The sequence below is a fragment of the Novosphingobium sp. FG90 genome (assembly GCF_057808725.1).
This window is the reverse complement of the sequence record NZ_JBMDIO010000009.1, coordinates 22,462-41,467: the sequence shown is the minus strand read 5'-3', so window position 1 is coordinate 41,467 and position 19,006 is coordinate 22,462. Positions and strand designations below refer to the sequence as shown.

Below are 19,006 nucleotides of genomic sequence, written 5' to 3'. Positions count from 1 at the left end.
TCGGACGAGAGATATGATGGTCATCCGCTCCGGCGACAGCCTGAACGACATCGAGCTGGACCTCATCGTCGAGGCCATCTGGCGGCGCTACCAGTACGATTTCCGCGATTATTCGCGCGCCTCGCTGCTGCGCCGCCTCGAACGCGCGCAGGCGCATTTCGGCGTGGCGCACCTCTCCGGCCTGCTCGACGTGATCCTCCACGATCCCGCCAGCCTGCCGGTGCTGATCGGCTTCCTGACCATCCAGGTCAGCGACATGTTCCGCGATCCCGAATACTTCCGCGCGATCCGCGAACAGGTCATCCCCCACCTCGCCACCTGGCCCAGCATCAAGGTGTGGATCGCGGGCTGCGCCAACGGGGAGGAGTTCTACTCGCTCGCCATCCTGTTCCGCGAGGCGGGGCTGGAGGATCGCACGATGTTCTACTGCACCGACATCAGCCGCCCCGCGCTGGCCAAGGCCGAGGCGGGCATCTTCGATATCGAGCGCATCGCCGGCTTCTCGCGCAATTACCATGAAGCGGGCGGCAAGGGTTCGCTGTCGGACTACTATACCGCCAACTACGACGTCGCCCGCTTCGACCCGACGCTGCGCCGCCGCGCCGTCTTCGCCGACCACAATCTCGCCAGCGACGCGGTGTTCTCCGAGGTGCAGCTGGTGTCCAGCCGCAACGTGCTGATCTACTTCGACCGCACCCTGCAGGACCGCGCGCTGGGCCTCTTCGCGCAGTCGCTGCCGCCCGGCGGGTTCCTCGGCCTCGGCTCCAAGGAGACGGTCGCCTTCTCGGCCGAGACCGAATGCTTCGCCGACTTCGCGCCCGGCGAGAAGATCTGGCGCCGCACCACGCACGACGTACAGGAGGCCGCCTTTGCCGAATGAGCCCCTGCGCATCCTCGCGGTGGACGACATCCGCGAGAACCTGATCGCGCTCGAAGCCGCGCTGGACCAGCCCGGCGTAGAACTCGTCACCGCGTCGTCCGGCTTCGAGGCGCTCGAACTGCTGCTCAAGCAGGACTTCGCGCTGGCCCTGCTCGACGTGCAGATGCCCGAGATGGACGGCTTCGAACTGGCCGAACTGATGCGCGGGACCGAGCGCACGCGCGGCGTGCCGATCATCTTCCTCACCGCCGTCGCCACGGACGAGCGGCGCAAGTTCCGCGGTTTCGAGACCGGCGCGGTCGACTATCTGCTCAAGCCCATCGATATCACGGTGCTCAATTCCAAGGTCGCCGTCTTCGTCGAGCTGGCCCGCCAGCGCCGCGAGATCGCGTTCCAGCGCGACGAACTCGGCGCCGCGCTGGGCCGTCTGCGCGCGCATGGCGACAACTCGCCGATGGCGGTGCTGGAGATCGACTCCAGCCTGCGCATCGTCGGCTGGTACAAGGGCGCCGAACGCACGATGGGCTACACCGCCGCCGACATGCTCGGCGTGCCCCTTTCGGAAGCGCCGTTCCTGCCGCCGAACGGCGGGCGCGAAGCGTTCCTGAAGGGCATGGGTGAACTGCTCGAAGGCGGCGACCGCCGCGCCGTGCAGAAGCATCGCTACCGCCGCGCCGACGGGTCCTTGCGCGAGGGCGAATGGTACTGTTCCTCGCTCGCGGGGACGGGGCCGACAAAGACAGGGGTCGTCAATACCGGGGGCATAAGTAATGGCGCGCGCCCCGGCAGCGTGATGATCGAGATGCTGGACATTACCGAGCGTCGCCGCGCCGAGGATACCCAGCGCCTGCTCATCGGCGAACTCAACCATCGGGTGAAGAACACGCTGGCGACGGTGCAGGCGATCGCCTCGCAGGGATTCCGCCACGCCCGCTCGCACCGGGACTTCCAGGATGCCTTCACCGGCCGCCTTCAGGCCCTGTCGCGCGCCCATTCGATGCTCAGCGCGACCACGTGGGAGAGCGCGAGCCTCACCCGGCTGATCGCCGACCATGTCGCCATCGGCGCGCTCAGCGAGGATCGCCTGCATCTGGATGGCCCCGACATTGATCTGCCGCCCGAACTGGCGCTGCGCTTCTCGCTGGTCTTCCACGAACTCGCCACCAACGCGCACAAGTACGGCGCATTCTCCAACGCGATCGGCACCGTGCGCCTGCTCTGGACCATCGAGCAGAACGTCCTGGCGATGGAATGGAGCGAGCATGGCGGCCCGCCCGTCTCCCCACCGGAGCGGCGCGGTTTCGGCTCTACCCTGATCGAGCACAGCATGGCCGCCGACGGCGCGCGCATCGTTTCCGACTTTGCGCCCGAAGGCGTGCGCTGGTCGATGGTGCTCCCGCTGGTGGCCGGTGCAGGCGTGGCGAAGACAGAACCTGAACCCGCTGCAGCGGCTCCGCCGGTTTCGGTGCCAGAACCGGAACCGACACCGTCCCCCATGCCGCCGATGCGCATCCTCGTGGTCGAGGACGAACCACTGGTCGCCATGGAACTGATGATGGAGATCGAGGAAGGCGGCTGCGTCGGCATCGGGCCGGCGACGTCATGCGATCAGGCTCTGGCGATGATCCGCGATACCGCGCCGGACATCGCACTCCTCGACGGCAATCTCAACGGTGAGAAAATCGACCGCGTGGCCGACGCCCTCGCCGCGCGCGAGACGCCCTTCGCCTTCGTCAGCGGCTACGACCGCGAGCATCTGCCGCAAGGCCACACCGACCGCCCGATGCTCAACAAGCCGTTCGTCGTCTCGGATGTACGGGCTATGCTGCTGCGCCTCGCCGAAACTGTGGTCGAGAGCGCGAAGGCTCCCGTCGCCGAGTGACGCAGGCGCGCGAGGACGCTATCGCAGACGGCATGTCGCATGTCCCATCTGTCCTGTTCGTCTGCCTTGGCAACATCTGCCGCTCGCCCCTCGCCGAAGCGGCACTGCGCCACGAGGCGGCACGTGCCGGGCTTGAACTCATCGTCGATTCGGCCGGGACCGGATCGTGGCACGTCGGCAAGGAGCCGGATCCGCGCTCCTGCGCCCAGGCCGCAAGCGAGGGAATCGACATCCGCTCCTACCGCGCGCGGCAGGTCAAGCCGCAGGACTTCCACCGCTTCGACCGCATCGTGGCGCTGGACGCCTCCAACCTCGCCGACCTGCGCCGCATCGCCCCTTCCGACGGCACCGCGCACCTCTCTCTGTTGCTAGACCTCGTGCCCGGACTCGAAGGGCAGGACGTGGCCGATCCCTATTACGGCGGTCCGGAAGGGTTCGAGGCGACGTGGCAGCAAGTCAGCGAAGCAGCCCGGCAACTGGTCGCTCGATTGAAGGCTGGCTGAAGTTCCTCTCCGGCACGGGGAAAAAGCGTACCGGCTACCCCAGCCCCCGCATCCAGTACTGCATCGGCTTCGGACGATCCTCCGCATCCCGGTGGTCCTTCCACGCCAGTTCGGTGACCATACCCTCCACCGGCGCATAGCCCCGCTTGCGCCAGAATCCGTCGAGCGGCACATAATCGGCAGGCCGGTCCGGATGATCGGCAGGTCGCACCACTGCGGCAAACGTCGCAGCTCTCGCCCCGCACCGCCGTGCCTGCGCCTCGCGGTGGTCGAAGAAGGCATGGCCGATCCCCCGCCCCCGATACGCGGGCAGCAGCACGGATTCGCCGAAGTAGAACAGCTCCGCCACGTCCAGTCCGCGCGCCTCGAAGGGCGATTGGAACTCCGCCTTCTGCGCGGCCATGGGCGAGGCCGTCGCCACGCCGACGATACGCCCTGCGTCGCGCGCCACCACCAGCGTGGCTTCGGGCGCGGCGGCAAATTCGCGCAAGTAGCCTTCCTCGTAGCCCGCCTCTCCATCGTAGAGGTACGGCCACTCGGCGAAGACCGCCATCCGCAGCCGGGCGAGATCGCTCACCGCGCCCGGCACCTGCGCCCCGGTCAGCACTTCGACAGTCACGTTCATCCGCCCGATCCCTCGCCTGTCGCCCTGCCGGTCATCTCGCCCTTCCCCGGTCTGGAAGCCCCCGCCGCGCGGGCAGTTTGCTTTTACACCGGCTTTCATTATATGCGCGCTCGAATGCCCCTTCCCCAAAGTGGATTTTCCCGAAGGGCCGGGGCTCGCTCTTTCGCACGTTTTCCAAGGACCAAGCGCATGTCCCGTCGCCGCCAGATCTACGAAGGCAAGGCCAAGATCCTCTACGAAGGCCCCGAGCCGGGCACGCTGATCCAGTACTTCAAGGACGATGCGACCGCCTTCAATGCCCAGAAGAAGGGCACCATCCAGGGCAAGGGCGTCATCAACAACCGCATCAGCGAGTATGTTTTCACGCGCCTGAACCACATCGGCGTGCCCAACCACTTCATCCGCCGCCTCAACATGCGCGAGCAGCTGGTTCGCCAGGTCGAGATCATCCCGATCGAGGTCGTGGTGCGCAACGTGGCCGCCGGTTCGATCTCCAAGCGCCTCGGCATCCCCGAGGGCGAGATGCTGCCGCACACGCTGATCGAATACTACTACAAGGACGACGCGCTGGGTGACCCGCTGGTCGCCGAAGAGCACATCGCCTGCTTCGGCTGGGCCAACCATGACGAGATGCAGGACATCGCCGCCATGGCGATCCGCGTGAACGACTTCATGGCGGGCATGTTCGCCGCGATCAACATCCGCCTCGTCGACTTCAAGCTCGAATTCGGCCGCATCTGGGACGGCGACTACAGCCGCGTGATCCTGGCCGACGAGATCAGCCCCGACGGCTGCCGCCTGTGGGACATGACCACCGGCGAGAAGCTCGACAAGGACCGCTTCCGCCGCGACCTCGGCGGCGAGGAAGAGGCGTACCAGGAAGTCGCCCGCCGCCTCGGCCTGCTGCAGGACGACACCGGCCCCAGCGAAGTGCTCGATCTGTCGAAGCATCGCAAGCTGCGCGGCAAGTAAGCCTCGCAAGCTACTGAATCGAAAAGGCGGCGTTCCGATCGGAGCGCCGCCTTTTTCTATTCTGCAATCCTCCCTGTCGCGCAGCGATGGGGAGGTGGCAGTCGCGCCAGCGACTGACGGAGGGGGCCTTCCAACCCCCTCCACCACCGCCTGCGGCGGCGGTCCTCCTCCCCATCGCTTCGCGACAGGGAGGAACGTGCTTGCCTTCCTTCCCTTGCCTTGGCACTCCTCAAGGCGATGAGAGTTTCCCTGATCGCGCTCCTTTTCGCCTTGGCGCCCATGCCACTGGTCGCCAAGGACAAACCCGCCCCCAGCCCCGCCCCCAGCCCCGCCCAAGACACCGTATGGGCCTTCGACCGCAGCGACATCCCGGTCGATCCCGATTTCCGCTTCGGCCGCCTGCGCAACGGCATGCGCTACATCGTCCGCCACAACGCGACGCCTGCCGGAACCGCGATCGTGCGCATGGACGTTGACGCCGGATCGCTCGACGAATCGCCATCCGAGCAGGGCTTCGCGCATTTCCTCGAACACATGGCCTTCAACGGCTCGCAGCGCGTGCCCGAAGGCCAGATGGTGCCGCTGCTGGAGCGCGAGGGACTGGCCTTCGGAGCCGACACCAATGCTTCGACCAGCTTCGACCGCACGCTCTACAAGCTCGACCTGCCCCGCAATGACCCGGCGCTGATCGACACCGCGCTGATGCTGATGCGCGAAACCGCGAGCAACCTCACGATCTCGCAGGAGGCCGTGAATCGCGAGCGCGGCGTCGTCCTGGCGGAAATGCGCGACCGCAATTCCTGGGCCTTGCGCAACGCCATCGACACGACGCGGTTCTTCTACCCCAGGTCGCTCTATGCGCAGCGTTTTCCCATCGGCACCGTCGAGACGCTGAACGCCGCCGACGCCGCGTCCCTGCGCGCCTTCTACGAGCGCGAATACGTCCCCTCCCATGTCACCCTGGTAGTGGTCGGCGACTTCGACGTGGACGCGGTCGAGGCCGCCATCGTGCGCCATTTCAACGACTGGACGGCTAGACCCGCGCAGCCACAGCCTTCTCCCGGCCCGATCAAGGCGAAGGACAAGGCCCGGAGCACCGTCTACCTCGACCCGGCGCTGTCCGAGCGTGTCACCGTGCAGCGAAACGGCGCCTATCAGGACGAGCCCGACTCGATCGCCGAGCGCCGCGAGACGCTGCTGCGCTCGATCGGCTACGACATCGTCAACCGCCGCCTCCAGCGTCTCGCACGCAGTGCCGCGCCGCCATTCCGGGGTGCCGGGTTCGGCACCGGCGACGTGTTCAAGGCGGCACGTTCCACCCGCATCATCATCGATAGCGTGGACGGCAAGTGGCGTGAGGGGCTGCAGGCTGCCGGGATAGAATACCGCCGCGCCCTCGCCTTCGGGTTCTCGGGCGCCGAGGTCGCCGAGCAGGTGGCGCAAGTCCGGACCGGCATCGTCAATGCCGCCGGGGCCGCTTCCACCCGCAGCAACACGGTGCTGACCGCGCTGGCGCTCTCGCTCGTCGATGACGAGATGGTGCCGTCCACGCCGCAGTCGGGGCTGGAACGCTTCGAGCGCTTCGCCCCGCTGATCACCCCCGACGCCGTACTGGCCGCCCTCAAGCGCGAGGCGCTGGCACTTGATGCACCGCTCATCCGCTTCCAGGGCCGCAAGGCGCCGGAAGGCGGCGATGCGGCGCTGCGCGATGCCTGGCGCGACGTCATGCGCGCGAAAATCGAGCAGGAAACGGGCGGCGACACCGCGCAGTTCGCCTACACCGACTTCGGCCCGGCCGGGCAGGTCGTCTCGGACACCCGGCGCGAAGACCTCGGCATCCGGGAGGTGCGCTTCGCCAACGGCGTCATGCTCAACTTGCTCAAGACTGATCTGGAGAAGGATCGCGTGCGCGTCAGCCTTTCCATCGACGGCGGCGACCGGCTGAACACGCGCGAGAACCCGCACGCGACCCAGCTGGTGCCCAACCTCGACGACGGCGGCCTCGGCAGGCACAGCCGCGATGCGCTCGACACGATTCTCGCCGGGCGCAGCGTCGGCCTGGGCCTGTCGAGCGGCGCGGCGAGCTTCGATTCGCGGGTAACGACAACGCCGCGAGACCTGGAAATCCAGTTGCAGCTGCTCGCCGCGCTGGTCACCGATCCCGGCTACCGGCCCGAGGGCGAAGTGCGCTACCGGCAGGCGATCAACAACTACTTCGCGCAGCTCGACGCGACCCCGGCCTCGGCGCTGGCGGCTCGGCTTGGCGGGATCCTGAGCGACGACGACCCGCGGTTCAGCCTCGGCAACGTAGAGGACTATCGCCATCTTTCCTACGCCCGGCTCAAGGGTGACGTCAGCGACCGGCTGGCGCGGGGCGCGATCGAGATCGGGCTGGTGGGCGACATCGACGAGGACGCCGCAATCGCTCTGGTCGCACGCACCTTCGGCGCCCTTCCCGCGCGCGAGACGGTCTTCCATGGCGAGAGCGGCCAGCCCCCGCGCCTCTTCACCGGCGATCGTTCGGCCCGGGTGGTCCGCCACACCGGCCCCGCCGACCAGGCCCTCTTGAGGATCACATGGCCCACGCGCGACGATGCCGATCCGGTCGAAACGCTCGAACTCGAACTGCTCGAGCGGGTCATGCGCGTGGAACTGACCGACCAGCTGCGCGAGGCACTCGGCAAGGCCTACTCGCCCTCGGCATCGAGCCAGCTTTCGCATGAGTGGACCGGCTACGGCACGTTCTCGGTCAACGCCTCTGTGGACGTCGCCGAAGTGCCCGCTACGCGCGCGGCGATCCGGCAGGTCGTCGACGAACTGCGCGCCGCCCCGATCAGCGCCGACATCCTGCTGCGCGCCCGTCAACCGATGGTCGAAGGGCTAGCCAACGCGCTCAAGAGCAATGCCGGGTGGATGCAGCTGGTGGACCATGCGCAGACCCAGCCCGACCGGATCGAGCGTTTCCAGAAGGCCCGCGAGCGGCTGCTGGCGCTCACCCCTGCGGACGTGCAGGCCATGGCGCAGCGCTACCTCACGCCCGAGGCTGGGCTGGAGGTGCTGGCATTGCCGAAGGATGTGGCGGAGCCGAAGTAACTCGTCGCCCCCCGCTATGGGCCGGGGCTTCGACAAGCTCAGTCTGAGCGGGTTTGAGAGCGGATCTTTAAATCCCGCTCAGGCTGAGCTTGTCGAAGCCCCCGCAATGCAAACTGTCCTCAGTCCCGGATTTCATTACCGCGCGTGATTGGCCCGCGTCGGCTTACCGGTCCGCTCCGCCCAGTCGACGATGAGATCGTCGTACAGGTTCTGATCGATCAGGTCGTACTTCTCCGGAAAATTCCGGAACGCATCCATCGCGCTGGCGACCGAACCGGTCTCCATCAGCTCGCGCGCCATCTTCAGGTGGTTCACCGCCGCCGAGACCCAGCCCCACCCGGTCGAGAGCGTGAACCGCGTATCGGGCAGATTGAACCCGAGCGTGCAGACCGGGATCGGCATATGCGGGATGACTTCGGCCTGCTGCTCAGGAGGAGCGCTGGCGAAGACGATCGCGTCGGCCCCCGCCTCGGCATAGGCCTGCCCTCGCCGGATCGCCTCTTCCACCGAGCCCGAACCGCCGCCACCGTTGACGCTGGTGTAGAGTTCATCGCAGCGCGCGATGATGACCAGTCCCGAGTCGCCCCGCGCCTTCACGCCCGCCTCGATGCGGCACTGCATCTCCTCGATCGAGCAGAGCCCGTTGACGTGCTTGGAATGCTTGGGATTCACCTCGTCCTCGACGTGATACCCGGCGATCCCCGCCGCGACGTACATCTTCGTGAAGCGGTATACATCGGCCACCGTCTCGCCCAGCGTATCGGCGTCGGCGATCAGCGGAATATCCATGGCCTGCGCGATGCGGCCTGCCTGGTCGATCTGCTCGATCTGGCTGAAGATGCCGTTGTCGGGCACCGCATAGTGAAACGCCGAGCAGGCATGACCGCCCAGATACGCCGCCTTGAACCCGACCTGCTGGACGATCCGCCCGGTGAGCGCGCTGTAGGCCTCGGCGGCGACGAAATGCTCGCCGTTCTCGATCAACGCGCGCAGCTTTTCACCCGGTGTCGGCATCGTCGGCTCTCCCTCTCTCGAACGGAGGGCTCGCACGAAGCCGCTGGGCGGGCAAGCGGGTCAGGCGGGTATCGGCCCCGCGTTGTTGCCGATCCGCTCGAGCGCGGGGACGAGTTGGTCGAAATGGTCGATCACCACCGACGCGCCGAGTTCACCGGGCGGCAGGTCGTTGAAGCCGAAACTGACGGCGATGCAGGGCAGCCCCGCAGCCGCAGCCGCGCGCGTGTCATACGTGGTGTCACCGACATAAGCCGCACGCCCTTCACCGCCCCGCTCCAGCATCAGTTGCAGCAGGTCGGGGCGCGGCTTGGCCCGGCCGGGGCCGAGGGTGTCGCCGCCGATCACCGTGTAGAACCGCTCCGACAGCCCGAGTTCGCCGAAGATCTTCTTCGCGAACCGCTCCAGCTTGTTGGTGACGACGGCGATCTTCACGCCGCGCGCTGCCAGTTCGTCCAGCATCGCCGCGCCGCCGGGGAACAGGCAGGTCTCCACCGCGATGTTGGCCTCGTAGAAGGCGAGCAGCGCATCGTGCAGTTCCTCGAAGCGCACGTCGTCCACCGCGCCGCCCGTCGCCACGAGCGCATTGGCTAGCATCTTGCGCGCGCCGCCGCCCACGAACCCGCGCACTTCCTCGCGCGGGACGGCGCGGCGGCCCTCCAGCGAGAGCGCGTGATTCACCGCGTGGCCAAGGTCGCCGAGGCTGTCGAGGAGGGTTCCGTCGAGGTCGAAACCGACGATCTGAAAAGGAAAGCTGGTCATTGCACCAAGCAGTGCAGGCTCGGGATGGAAACCGCAACAATTTGCTGGCAGGAGAGCACCCATGACTTTGGCCAGTAACCCCCTCGCAATCGTCGTCCTCGCCGCCGGCAAGGGCACCCGCATGAAGAGCGACCTGCACAAGGTGCTCCATCCGATCGCCGGTCGACCGATGCTGGAGCATCTGCTGGCGAGCGCCGCGCAGCTCGAACCGCAGCGGCAGGTCGTGGTCGCCGGGCATGGGCGCGAGCAGCTGGAAAAGGCGCTGGGAAGCCGCGCGACGATCGCGGTGCAGGAACCGCAGCTCGGCACCGGCCACGCCGTCCAGCAGGCCGAGGGCGCACTGGCGGGCTTCGACGGCGACGTGCTGATCCTCTACGGCGACGTGCCTTTCGTGCGCGAAGAGACGATGCGCGCGATGATCGCCCGCCTCCATGCCGAGGATGCCCCGGCGGTGGTCGTGCTCGGCTTCCAGCCCGAAGACCCGCTGCAGTACGGCCGCGTGCTCGCCCATGACGACGGGCGCATCGCGATGATGGTCGAATACAAGGACGCCACCGAGGAACAGCGCGCCTGCCGCTTGTGCAACTCGGGCCTGATGGCGGTTAAGTCGGCCGACCTGTTCGACCTGCTCGCCAAAGTCGGCAACGAGAACGCGCAGGGCGAATACTACCTCGTCGACATCGTCAATATCGCCACGCTCGAAGGGCGCGCCTGCGCGGTGATCGTCACTGACGACCCGGACGAAGTCGGCGGCATCAACAGCCGCGGCGAACTCGCCGAGGCGGAAGGGCGCTGGCAGAAGAAGCGCCGGGTTGAGGCCATGGCCGACGGCGTGACCCTGATCGCGCCGGAAACCGTGTTCTTCGCATGGGACACGAAGCTCGGCCGCGACGTCACCGTCGAGCCCAACGTGGTGTTCGGCCCCGGTGTGACCGTCGCCGACAACGTCGTCATCCACGCCTTCTCGCACCTCGAGGGCGCAACGCTGGAAAGCGGCGTCGCCATCGGACCTTACGCTCGCCTGCGGCCCGGCGCGGTGCTCAAGGCCGGGTCCAAGATCGGCAACTTCGTCGAGATGAAGAACGCCGTGCTGGGCGAAGGCGCCAAGGCCAACCACCTCACCTACCTCGGCGACGCGGTGGTCGGTGCGGGCGCCAACATCGGCGCGGGCACGATCACCTGCAACTACGACGGCTACTTCAAGCACAAGACCGTGATCGGCGAGCGCGCCTTCATCGGCTCCAACAGCGCGCTGGTGGCGCCTGTGAAGATCGGCGCCGATGCGATCGTGGCGGCGGGCAGCGCGGTCACCCGCGACGTGGCGGACGGCGAACTGCGCCTCGTTCGCGGGGAACAACTGGTCAAGCCCGGCTGGGCCGACCGTTTCCATGATGCGATGAAGAAGAAAAAGGCCGAGTTGAAGGGCTGAGCTGACGTCAAAGGACAGCGCCCGTCATCCCAGCGAAGGCTGGGACCGCTGGCCGCGTAGAGCCCAACCCTCGGCTGGAAAGTGCTAACGCAACGTAGCGCCTAAAGATTTGCCAGCGGTCCCAGCTTTCGCTGGGATGACGGGCTTTATCTTCAAATGCCTTGCTATCTTACGATCCAATCACCTTCCTGCGCGCGATATTGCTCAACTCCACTTTGGCAATCTCGCTCTTGGGGTCATACTGCAGCGACTGGTCGTAGAACTTCTCCGCCTCGTCATACTGCCCCATCGCCGCCTTGGTGAAGCCCATCCCCCGCAGCGCGCGCGCCGCGATCCGGGCGTCCTTACCGGTAGTGGACTTGTCGACCACGCCCCACGCCTTGGCGAACAGATCGTAGCTTCCCTGCCAGTCACGGCGCGACTTGAAGAGTTCGGCGTACTCGTTGGCGAAATGGGCGTTGCCCGGCGCCATCTGCGAGGCCTGCCGCAATTCAGCCTCGGCAAGGTCTCCGCGACCGAGATCGATGAGCGCGAAGCCCTTGCCGAAATGCGCCTCGCACAGCGCGGGATCGACATCGACGCTGCCGGCGGCGCCCGCCCCGCCATCACGGCAGAGGCGTGGGCGCAAATCGCCGGAAAGCCGCTGGTCGGCATCGGCGATTACCTTGTCGAACAGCTTGACCGCCTGCGCCTGCTTGCCCTGGCGGATCAGATCGTAGCCCTGCTGAACATGGGCGGCGGCGTCGAAGCGGGTATCCGTCACCCGCGCGGCGGGTGCGAAATTGGCCGCCACAAGGTGCGGCTGTTGCTGCGCAGATTCGGCATGAGCCGTTCCCGCAATGAAAAGCGAAACAAGAACGGAAGACGCAATTCGAGCGTTCATCGGTGTTTTCCTCTCCCCAAAACACCGATACCGCGCCGGTCTGTGCCGAGCCCTTCTACGTGGGCCAATCGTCAGACAGTGTTCGTTGAACTGCTAAGAATATCCGACCGGCGCGGTTTGACAAGTCATCTTGCCGAAACCAAACCCTCGTCTCATCGCACATGGCCCGCTGGTGGGCCGACGACGGAGATTTTCGATGGCAAACAGCCCCTGGAGCCATACGCGCAGTTCATCGCTTTCCGACGACGTCGATTTCGAGATCAAGGGCCAGGAACTCCAGTTCGTCGAGATCGAACTCGATCCCGGCGAAAGCGCGGTGGCCGAGGCCGGAGCGATGGTCTGGAAGGACGCCTCCATCGACATGACCACCGTGTTCGGCGACGGCTCGGCGGATCAGGGCGGCGGCTTCATGGGCAAGCTGCTGGGCGCAGGCAAGCGCCTCGTGACGGGCGAAAGCCTGTTCACCACCGTCTTCACCCATCGCGGCTCGGGCAAGGCGCGCGTGTCCTTCGCCGCACCCATCCCCGGCGCGATCCTGCCGATCAAGCTGGACGAAGTCGGCGGACGGCTGATCTGCCAGAAGGACGCCTTCCTGTGCGCCGCGCGCGGCGTGTCGATCGGCATCCACTTCCAGCAGCGCATCATGACCGGCCTGTTCGGCGGCGAAGGCTTCATTATGCAGAAGCTGGAAGGCGACGGCTGGGTCTTCGTCCAGATGGGCGGCACCGTGATCGAGCGCGAGCTTCGCCCCGGCGAAGAACTCCACGTCGATACCGGCTGCGTCGCCGCACTCCAGCCCAGCGTGGAGTTCGACGTGGTGCGAGCAGGTTCCGTCAAGTCCATGATTTTCGGCGGAGAAGGCGTGTTCTTCGCCCGCCTGCGCGGCCCCGGCAAAGTCTGGATCCAGTCGCTACCGTTCTCGCGGCTCGCCGGGCGGATGCTGGCGGCCGCTGGATCGACAGGCGGCCAGAGCCGCGGCGAGGGATCGCTGCTTGGCTCATTCGGCAATCTCATCGACGGCGATTGATGACGCGAATGTAATGTTCAGGACAGCGCCCGGTCATCGCCGATCTGGCACTGTCCTGCCATGGCTCACGATACATCCGCCTTGCTGATGATATCACGATATGATATCGCGATATCATGACGCGCATTCTCGCAGACCTCCCCGACGAGGACATCCGCTGGCTCGACGCCCGCGCGGCCGAACTCGGCAAGTCGCGCGCTTCAGTCCTGCGCGAGGCTGTGGCCACCTACAAGGCGCAGAGCGAGCCGGTCAGCGGCCACGACTGGATCCGGCGCGGCGCCGGCATCTGGAAAGATCGCACCGACATCGGCGACTCGGTCGAATGGCAGCGCCGCGAACGGGCCTCGACGGCCCGTCCGTGGGACTACGACTACGAGGAAGTACGTGCAGAATTTCCGGATCTCTTCGACGAGGACCATGATCGCGAGCATGAATACTATCGCAAGATGATGGGTTCCGACGCTTTTGCCCCGCGCAGGCCGAAGACCCCATGAGTTCCTTCGCGTTCGACGCCAATATCGTGATCGATGCGCTGATCGGCCGGGAAGCCGCGCTGGTCGAACTGGAGCGCGCCGCCGCAGCGGGCGGTCAGGTCTGGATCAGCCGGATGGCATGGCTGGAAGTGCTGTCCAAAGGCGAAGGCCGCGAACTGCGCAAGGCGCGAGAGTATCTCTCGCACTTCGCGATCGACGAAATCGACGCGGAGATCGCCGATCGCGCAGCATCCCTGCGCCGGGAGCGGGCGCGCCTGCGCTCACCCGACGCCATCATCCTCGCCAGCGCCATCGTGCGCGGGCGCATTCTGGTTACACGAAATACCAAGGATTTCCCGGCAAGCATGCCGGGCATCCGCGTCCCCTACTCTCTCTAGATCTAAGGCTTTCTCCTCATGTGTGGCATCATCGGCATCGTCGGCAAGGAAGACGTGGCGGACCGGCTGGTCGACGGCCTGCGCCGGATGGAATATCGCGGTTACGACAGCGCGGGCGTCTGCACGCTGCATGGCGGCCAGCTCGTGCGCCGCCGCGCCGAGGGCAAGCTGATGAACCTCGTCAAGGAACTGGCGCGCGATCCGGCGCCGAGCCTGACCGGCATCGCCCATACCCGCTGGGCCACCCACGGTGCGCCGACCGCCGCCAATGCCCACCCGCACGCGACGGCCGAGCTGGCGCTCGTCCACAACGGCATCATCGAGAACTTCAAGCCGCTGCGCGAGGCACTGGAATCGCGCGGCCGCACCTTCGAGAGCCAGACCGACACCGAAGTCGTCGCGCATCTGGTGTCCGAGCAGGTCGAGGCAGGCGCGTCCCCGCAAGACGCCGTCAAGGCGGTGCTGCCCCAGCTGCGCGGCGCCTTCGCCCTCGCCATCGCCTTCCGCCGCTTCCCCGATATGCTGATCGGCGCCCGCCTCGGCTCGCCGCTGGTCGTCGGCTACGGGGACGGCGAGACCTACCTCGGCTCCGACGCGCTGGCCCTCGCCCCGCTAACCCAGAAGATCACGTATCTGGAGGAAGGTGACTGGGTCGTCATCACTCGCGAGGGCGCGACGATCTACGACGCCGACAACAACCGGGTGGAGCGCGAAGTCGTCACCTCCGGCGCATCGGCCGTGGCGATCGAGAAGGGCAATTTCCGCCACTTCATGCAGAAGGAAATCTTCGAGCAGCCCACCGTCGTCGCCCAGACCCTGCGCAGCTATCTGCGCCAGGTCGACCAGTCGGTGGCGCTGCCGCAGATCGATTTCGACCTCGGTTCGGTCAAGCGCATCACCATCGTCGCCTGCGGCACCAGCTTCTACGCGGGCATGGTCGCGAAGTACTGGATCGAGACTTTCGCCCGAGTGCCCGTCGATATCGATGTGGCCAGCGAGTTCCGTTACCGCGACCCGGTTCTGGAAGACGGCGGCCTCGCCCTGTTCATTTCGCAGTCGGGCGAGACGGCCGACACCCTCGCCGCGCTCAAGCACTGCAAGGCGGCCGGGCAGACTATCGCCGTGGTCGTCAACGTGCCCACCAGCACGATGGCGCGCGAGGCGGACCTGCTACTGCCGACCCACGCCGGTCCGGAGATCGGCGTCGCCTCGACCAAGGCCTTCACCTGCCAGCTTGCCGTTCTCGCCGCCCTCGCCGCGCATCTGGCCGTCAAGCGCGGGCGCATGGACCGCGCTGAGGAAGCGGAAGTCGTCCAGCACCTGCTCGCCACACCCGCGAGCCTCAACGCCGCGCTCGACCACGACGAGGAAATCGCGGCCATGGCGCACCTCATCGCCCCGGCGCGCGACGTGCTCTATCTGGGGCGCGGGCCGGACTACCCGTTGGCTCTCGAAGGTGCACTGAAACTCAAGGAAATCAGCTATATCCACGCCGAAGGTTATGCTTCGGGTGAAATGAAGCACGGCCCCATTGCGCTCATCGACGAGGCGGTGCCGGTGATCGTCCTCGCCCCTTCCGGCCCGCTGTTCGAGAAAACCGTCAGCAACATGCAGGAGGTGCGCGCACGCGGCGGCAAGGTCGTGCTGATCTCCGACGCGGAAGGCATCGCCGAGGCGGGCGAAGGCTGCATCGCGACCATCGAGATGCCGCGTGTCCACCCGTTGATCGCGCCGCTGGTCTATGCGGTGCCGGTCCAGCTTCTCGCCTATCACGTCGCCTGCGTGAAGGGCACCGACGTCGACCAGCCGCGCAATCTCGCCAAGAGTGTCACGGTCGAGTGAACGCGAAGGCGCGCGGTTGGCGAACCGCGCGCCCTTGCCTCACATCGAAGGCGCGTAACCGCCGTTGAGCGGATAGGTCTGCCCCGTGATCCACTCCGCCGCGTCGGAGCACAGGAACGTCACGAGCGCGGCGACATCGTCGGACTTGCCGTAGCGGCGGATCGTGTAGCGGGCCATCTGCGCCTTGGCGTGATCGCCCTGCATGACTTCGGCGAGCTTTTCCGCAGGCATGTCCGGCATCAGCGAGGACAGCGAGACGGCGTTGCTGGTCACGTTGTAGCGCCCGAGTTCCTTGGCGATCGAGCGCACGAAACCCTGCGCCCCCGCCTTGGCCGAAGCATAGACCGCCAGCTTGGGCTCCCCCACGCGGCCCGAATCCGAAACTATGGTGACAATGCGGCCCTTCTTCGCCGCCACCATGTTCGGAATGAACGCAAAGCAGGCATTGTAGACGCCATAGAGGTTGGTGCGCAGATAGCGGTCCCAGGCCGAGGGCTCCTCCTCCCAGAAGTTGAGGGTCGGACGCAGCGAGCCTCCCGGCCCGGCCATCCCGGCATTGTTGACCAGGATCGTCGCGGCGCCGAGCTTGTCCCTGATCGCGGCATCGGCAGCGCGGATCGCATCGAGATCGCCGACATCGAACGGCACCGCCAGCGCGGGCACGCCCATCGCGCGGATTTCCTCGGCTACGGCTTCCGCGCGTTCGGGCACGAAATCGTTCACCGCGATGCCACCCGCATTGTGGCGCGCCAGTTCCAGCGCGATCCCGCGTCCCGCGTTCTGCCCGGCGCCGGTGACCACCGCCACTTGTCCACCAAGGTCGAGTAGATCGTGTTCGCTCATTTCATCCCGCTCCCATGTTGCATGCGCATTAGATAGTATTTACTATCTTAATCTGCGAGTCCCTTGGCACTGCCCGCATCCGCCGATCATCCCGGCGATGCCCACATGCCATCCGACCCGAGTGAATAAGTTGCGACGGTGCTTGCCAAGAGCCGGAAGGCCGAAGCGTCCCGAATATCGCGGCGACGCTGGTGACACTGCCGGAGGGAGAGGAGAAGAGATGTTCGAGGAATTCGACCTGACCGGCCGCGTGGCTCTGGTGACCGGCGGCGGCACCGGCATTGGTCGGGCCATCGCGCTGCTGCTGGCCCGCCGCGGCGCGGACATTGCAGTGGCGGGTCGCAAGCGCACGCCGCTCGACGCGGTGGTGGCGGAGATCGAAGCGCTCGGCCGCAAGGGTCTGGCGGTGGAGGCCGACGTGCGCGAACTGTCGCCCGTACAGGCCATGGTCGAGACGGCAGCGGTGCATTTCGGGCGGCTCGACATCCTCGTCAACAACGCGGGCGGAGCCCATGGGCACGTCGGCATTGCGAAGATGGACCCGGCCAAATGGGACCGCGACATCGCGCTCAATCTCAATTCGGCGATGTATGCCTCGCAGGCGGCGTTTCCGCATTTGCGCAAGGTGAAGGGCTGCATCGTCAACGTGTCCTCGGTCGCCGGGATGCACGGAACGCAGGGCGTGGCGGCCTATTCGGCGGCCAAGGCGGGCGCCCAGATGTTCACGCGCGTCGCGGCTGCCGAATGGGGGCCAACAGGTGTGCGCGTCAACGCCGTCGCCCCCGGCATGACCGCGACCGAGAAGGCCCGCGCCGGGTGGGAGAAGACCGGCTTCGACGCGGACAGCGCCGCGCATGTATTTCCGCTGCGCCGCTATGGCCAGCCCGAGGACGTGGCACAGCTCGTCGGCTTCCTGGTCAGCGATGCGGCGAGCTACATCACGGGCGAGGCCATTGCCGTCGCGGGCGGACCGGTTCTGGGCGGAATGGTCAGGATCGACGATTGAGAAGTCCGGGCACTGACCATTAGCACCCGCTCATAATTCGTCATTGCGAGCGAAGCGAAGCAATCCAGAGCAGTCTGACACCGCCCTGGATTGCTTCGCTTCGCTCGCAATGACGAGATGAGAGTGGAATATTCCTAGAGCTTCGCTTCCATCTCGGCGAGTTCGGAGCGCAGCCACATCGTTTCCGACAGATTGCGTCCGCCGCTCTCGGCCAGCAGGACTTCATGCGCGGCCTTGCGGACGGCAATGGCCTCGGCGTTGGTCGGTTCCGCGCCGAGGGCTATGTCGGTGAGGTGCACGGCTTCCAGCGCCGCGCCGCCATCCAGCTTCTCCTGCGCCCGCCGGGCAAGGTTTGCCGCCCCGCCCGCCAGTTCGACAAGGTCCGCATCGATGCTGCTGCGCGGCACGCCGTAGAGCGCGGTGGTACCGTCCTCATAGTGCAGCCAGCCCGAATACTCGCGCCAGATCGACTTGACCGCCCAGCTCGCCTTGCCGTGAAATTCGCCAATCTCCAGCCCCTCGGGCCAGGCGAATTCGCGCATCAGGGTATGGACGTCCTTGCCCGCCTTCATGCCATCGAGCGTGTAGTCGCGCACGAAGGACACCGCTGCGTGCAGCTTGTCGAGGTCGGCGCGGATGCGATCCTTGCCGACGATCGCCTCGCCGTGGCCGGTGACAACGATCTCCGCGCCAAGATCGCGAATGGCCTCAAGCGACTTGAGGTAATTGCGCACCAACCGCGGCTTGTCGCCGCGCAGGGTGTTGAGAAACGGCATCGACAGCCACACCGGACCGAAGACATTGCCGGTGAAGGCGATCTTCTCCTTCGGCAGCCAGACGGTGAGGCTGTCCACTGTCTCGCCCTCAGGCGTGGAGATCAGCTCGAAGGTGCGCCCGCCGAGTTCCAGCGTCAGGCGGCGATCGACGAGAATGTCCGGCACGACGTGCGGCGGCGGCTTGGGCGTGGAACCACGCTTGAGCGTCGAGCCCCAGAGCTTGCGGCTTCTCGGCCCGAAGAAGGCCTGCAGGCCGTTCATATCGGCCAAAGCCTCGTTGAAGCCGGGGCCGCCGATCACTTGCGTGCCCTCTTCGAGGAATTCCGGCAAGCCGCCGTAGTGGTCGGCATGGCTCTGCGTGAGGATCACGAAGGCGAGCGGCCCGGTCCGATGCGGCGCCAGCAGGCGCTTGGTGCGCTCGGCATTGTCCATGAAGCCGGTGTTGACCATCACGTCACCCTCGGCGGTGGTGACGAGGTAGGCGTTGGAGATGTCGTTCGCCTGGAAGATAAAGTCGGTCACCCGGATCGCCTCGGCCTGCTCGTCGCCTGCGCGCACCAGCCCGGCCAGCTTGGGTCCTGCATCCTTTACGTCGCTCATT

General features: G+C 66.4%; 17 protein-coding genes. 11 read left to right on the top strand and 6 right to left on the bottom strand.

Annotated features, from left to right (window positions below):
• Positions 1-13 precede the first annotated feature (13 nt).
• From ACODRZ_RS10525 to ACODRZ_RS10515, 3 genes are read left to right on the top strand one after another with little or no spacing between them, the layout of a single operon-like run.
• Positions 14-880 (top strand): CheR family methyltransferase, encoded by an 867-nt coding sequence (locus tag ACODRZ_RS10525; protein ID WP_488970428.1) that lies wholly within the window; start codon positions 14-16, stop codon positions 878-880.
• Positions 870-2,762 (top strand): response regulator, encoded by a 1,893-nt coding sequence (locus ACODRZ_RS10520; protein ID WP_488970427.1) that lies wholly within the window; start codon positions 870-872, stop codon positions 2,760-2,762. Before ACODRZ_RS10525 ends, ACODRZ_RS10520 begins: the two co-directional genes overlap by 11 nt.
• 32 nt (positions 2,763-2,794) lie before the next feature.
• Positions 2,795-3,265: a low molecular weight protein-tyrosine-phosphatase gene (locus tag ACODRZ_RS10515; protein ID WP_488970566.1), complete on the top strand. Its 471-nt coding sequence runs from the start codon at positions 2,795-2,797 to the stop codon at positions 3,263-3,265.
• A gap of 34 nt (positions 3,266-3,299) precedes the next feature.
• On the opposite strand, the gene ACODRZ_RS10510 is transcribed toward ACODRZ_RS10515, so the two are convergent.
• Positions 3,300-3,890 carry a GNAT family N-acetyltransferase gene (locus ACODRZ_RS10510; protein WP_488970426.1) on the bottom strand — a complete coding sequence of 197 codons (591 nt, stop codon included), beginning with the start codon at positions 3,888-3,890 and terminating at the stop codon, positions 3,300-3,302.
• Positions 3,891-4,079: 189 nt separating this feature from the next.
• On the opposite strand from ACODRZ_RS10510, the gene purC reads away from it, so the two are divergent.
• Together purC and ACODRZ_RS10500 are read left to right on the top strand one after the other, a co-directional pair.
• Complete coding sequence (gene purC / locus ACODRZ_RS10505; RefSeq protein WP_488970425.1) at positions 4,080-4,862, top strand: phosphoribosylaminoimidazolesuccinocarboxamide synthase; 783 nt, start codon at positions 4,080-4,082, stop codon at positions 4,860-4,862.
• 279 nt (positions 4,863-5,141) lie between these two features.
• Positions 5,142-7,955, top strand: a complete 2,814-nt coding sequence (locus tag ACODRZ_RS10500) for a M16 family metallopeptidase (protein ID WP_488970424.1) — start codon at positions 5,142-5,144, stop codon at positions 7,953-7,955.
• Between the two features lie 135 nt (positions 7,956-8,090).
• Here ACODRZ_RS10500 and ACODRZ_RS10495 read toward each other — a convergent pair whose 3' ends face one another.
• Both ACODRZ_RS10495 and ACODRZ_RS10490 read right to left on the bottom strand, forming a co-directional pair.
• Entirely contained in the window at positions 8,091-8,969 is an 879-nt protein-coding gene (locus ACODRZ_RS10495; protein ID WP_488970423.1) for an isocitrate lyase/PEP mutase family protein, read from the bottom strand.
• Positions 8,970-9,029: 60 nt separating this feature from the next.
• Positions 9,030-9,728, bottom strand: a complete 699-nt coding sequence (locus tag ACODRZ_RS10490) for an HAD-IA family hydrolase (protein ID WP_488970422.1) — start codon at positions 9,726-9,728, stop codon at positions 9,030-9,032.
• Positions 9,729-9,789: 61 nt separating this feature from the next.
• On the opposite strand from ACODRZ_RS10490, the gene glmU reads away from it, so the two are divergent.
• Positions 9,790-11,157, top strand: coding sequence for a bifunctional UDP-N-acetylglucosamine diphosphorylase/glucosamine-1-phosphate N-acetyltransferase GlmU (glmU, locus tag ACODRZ_RS10485; protein ID WP_488970421.1), 1,368 nt, complete (start codon positions 9,790-9,792; stop codon positions 11,155-11,157).
• A gap of 169 nt (positions 11,158-11,326) precedes the next feature.
• Here glmU and ACODRZ_RS10480 read toward each other — a convergent pair whose 3' ends face one another.
• Positions 11,327-12,040, bottom strand: coding sequence for a tetratricopeptide repeat protein (locus ACODRZ_RS10480; protein WP_488970420.1), 714 nt, complete (start codon positions 12,038-12,040; stop codon positions 11,327-11,329).
• Between the two features lie 196 nt (positions 12,041-12,236).
• Between ACODRZ_RS10480 and ACODRZ_RS10475 the strand changes: the two genes are divergently transcribed.
• The 4 genes from ACODRZ_RS10475 (at position 12,237) to glmS (ending at position 15,780) form a co-directional block, all read left to right on the top strand.
• Positions 12,237-13,067, top strand: coding sequence for an AIM24 family protein (locus ACODRZ_RS10475; protein ID WP_488970419.1), 831 nt, complete (start codon positions 12,237-12,239; stop codon positions 13,065-13,067).
• A gap of 116 nt (positions 13,068-13,183) precedes the next feature.
• On the top strand, positions 13,184-13,561 hold the full coding sequence (locus ACODRZ_RS10470) for a ribbon-helix-helix protein, CopG family (protein ID WP_488970418.1): 378 nt from the start codon (positions 13,184-13,186) through the stop codon (positions 13,559-13,561).
• Positions 13,558-13,938, top strand: a complete 381-nt coding sequence (locus tag ACODRZ_RS10465; protein ID WP_488970417.1) for a type II toxin-antitoxin system VapC family toxin — start codon at positions 13,558-13,560, stop codon at positions 13,936-13,938. The genes ACODRZ_RS10470 and ACODRZ_RS10465 overlap by 4 nt, the downstream gene beginning before the upstream one ends.
• A gap of 18 nt (positions 13,939-13,956) precedes the next feature.
• Positions 13,957-15,780, top strand: a complete 1,824-nt coding sequence (glmS, locus tag ACODRZ_RS10460) for a glutamine--fructose-6-phosphate transaminase (isomerizing) (RefSeq protein WP_488970416.1) — start codon at positions 13,957-13,959, stop codon at positions 15,778-15,780.
• A 39-nt stretch (positions 15,781-15,819) separates the two neighbouring features.
• Here glmS and ACODRZ_RS10455 read toward each other — a convergent pair whose 3' ends face one another.
• Positions 15,820-16,623 (bottom strand): SDR family NAD(P)-dependent oxidoreductase, encoded by an 804-nt coding sequence (locus tag ACODRZ_RS10455; RefSeq protein WP_488970415.1) that lies wholly within the window; start codon positions 16,621-16,623, stop codon positions 15,820-15,822.
• Positions 16,624-16,843: 220 nt separating this feature from the next.
• On the opposite strand from ACODRZ_RS10455, the gene ACODRZ_RS10450 reads away from it, so the two are divergent.
• Entirely contained in the window at positions 16,844-17,629 is a 786-nt protein-coding gene (locus ACODRZ_RS10450; RefSeq protein ID WP_488970414.1) for an SDR family NAD(P)-dependent oxidoreductase, read from the top strand.
• Positions 17,630-17,763: 134 nt separating this feature from the next.
• Here ACODRZ_RS10450 and ACODRZ_RS10445 read toward each other — a convergent pair whose 3' ends face one another.
• Positions 17,764-19,005, bottom strand: a complete 1,242-nt coding sequence (locus ACODRZ_RS10445; RefSeq protein ID WP_488970413.1) for an MBL fold metallo-hydrolase — start codon at positions 19,003-19,005, stop codon at positions 17,764-17,766.
• Position 19,006 lies beyond the last annotated feature (1 nt).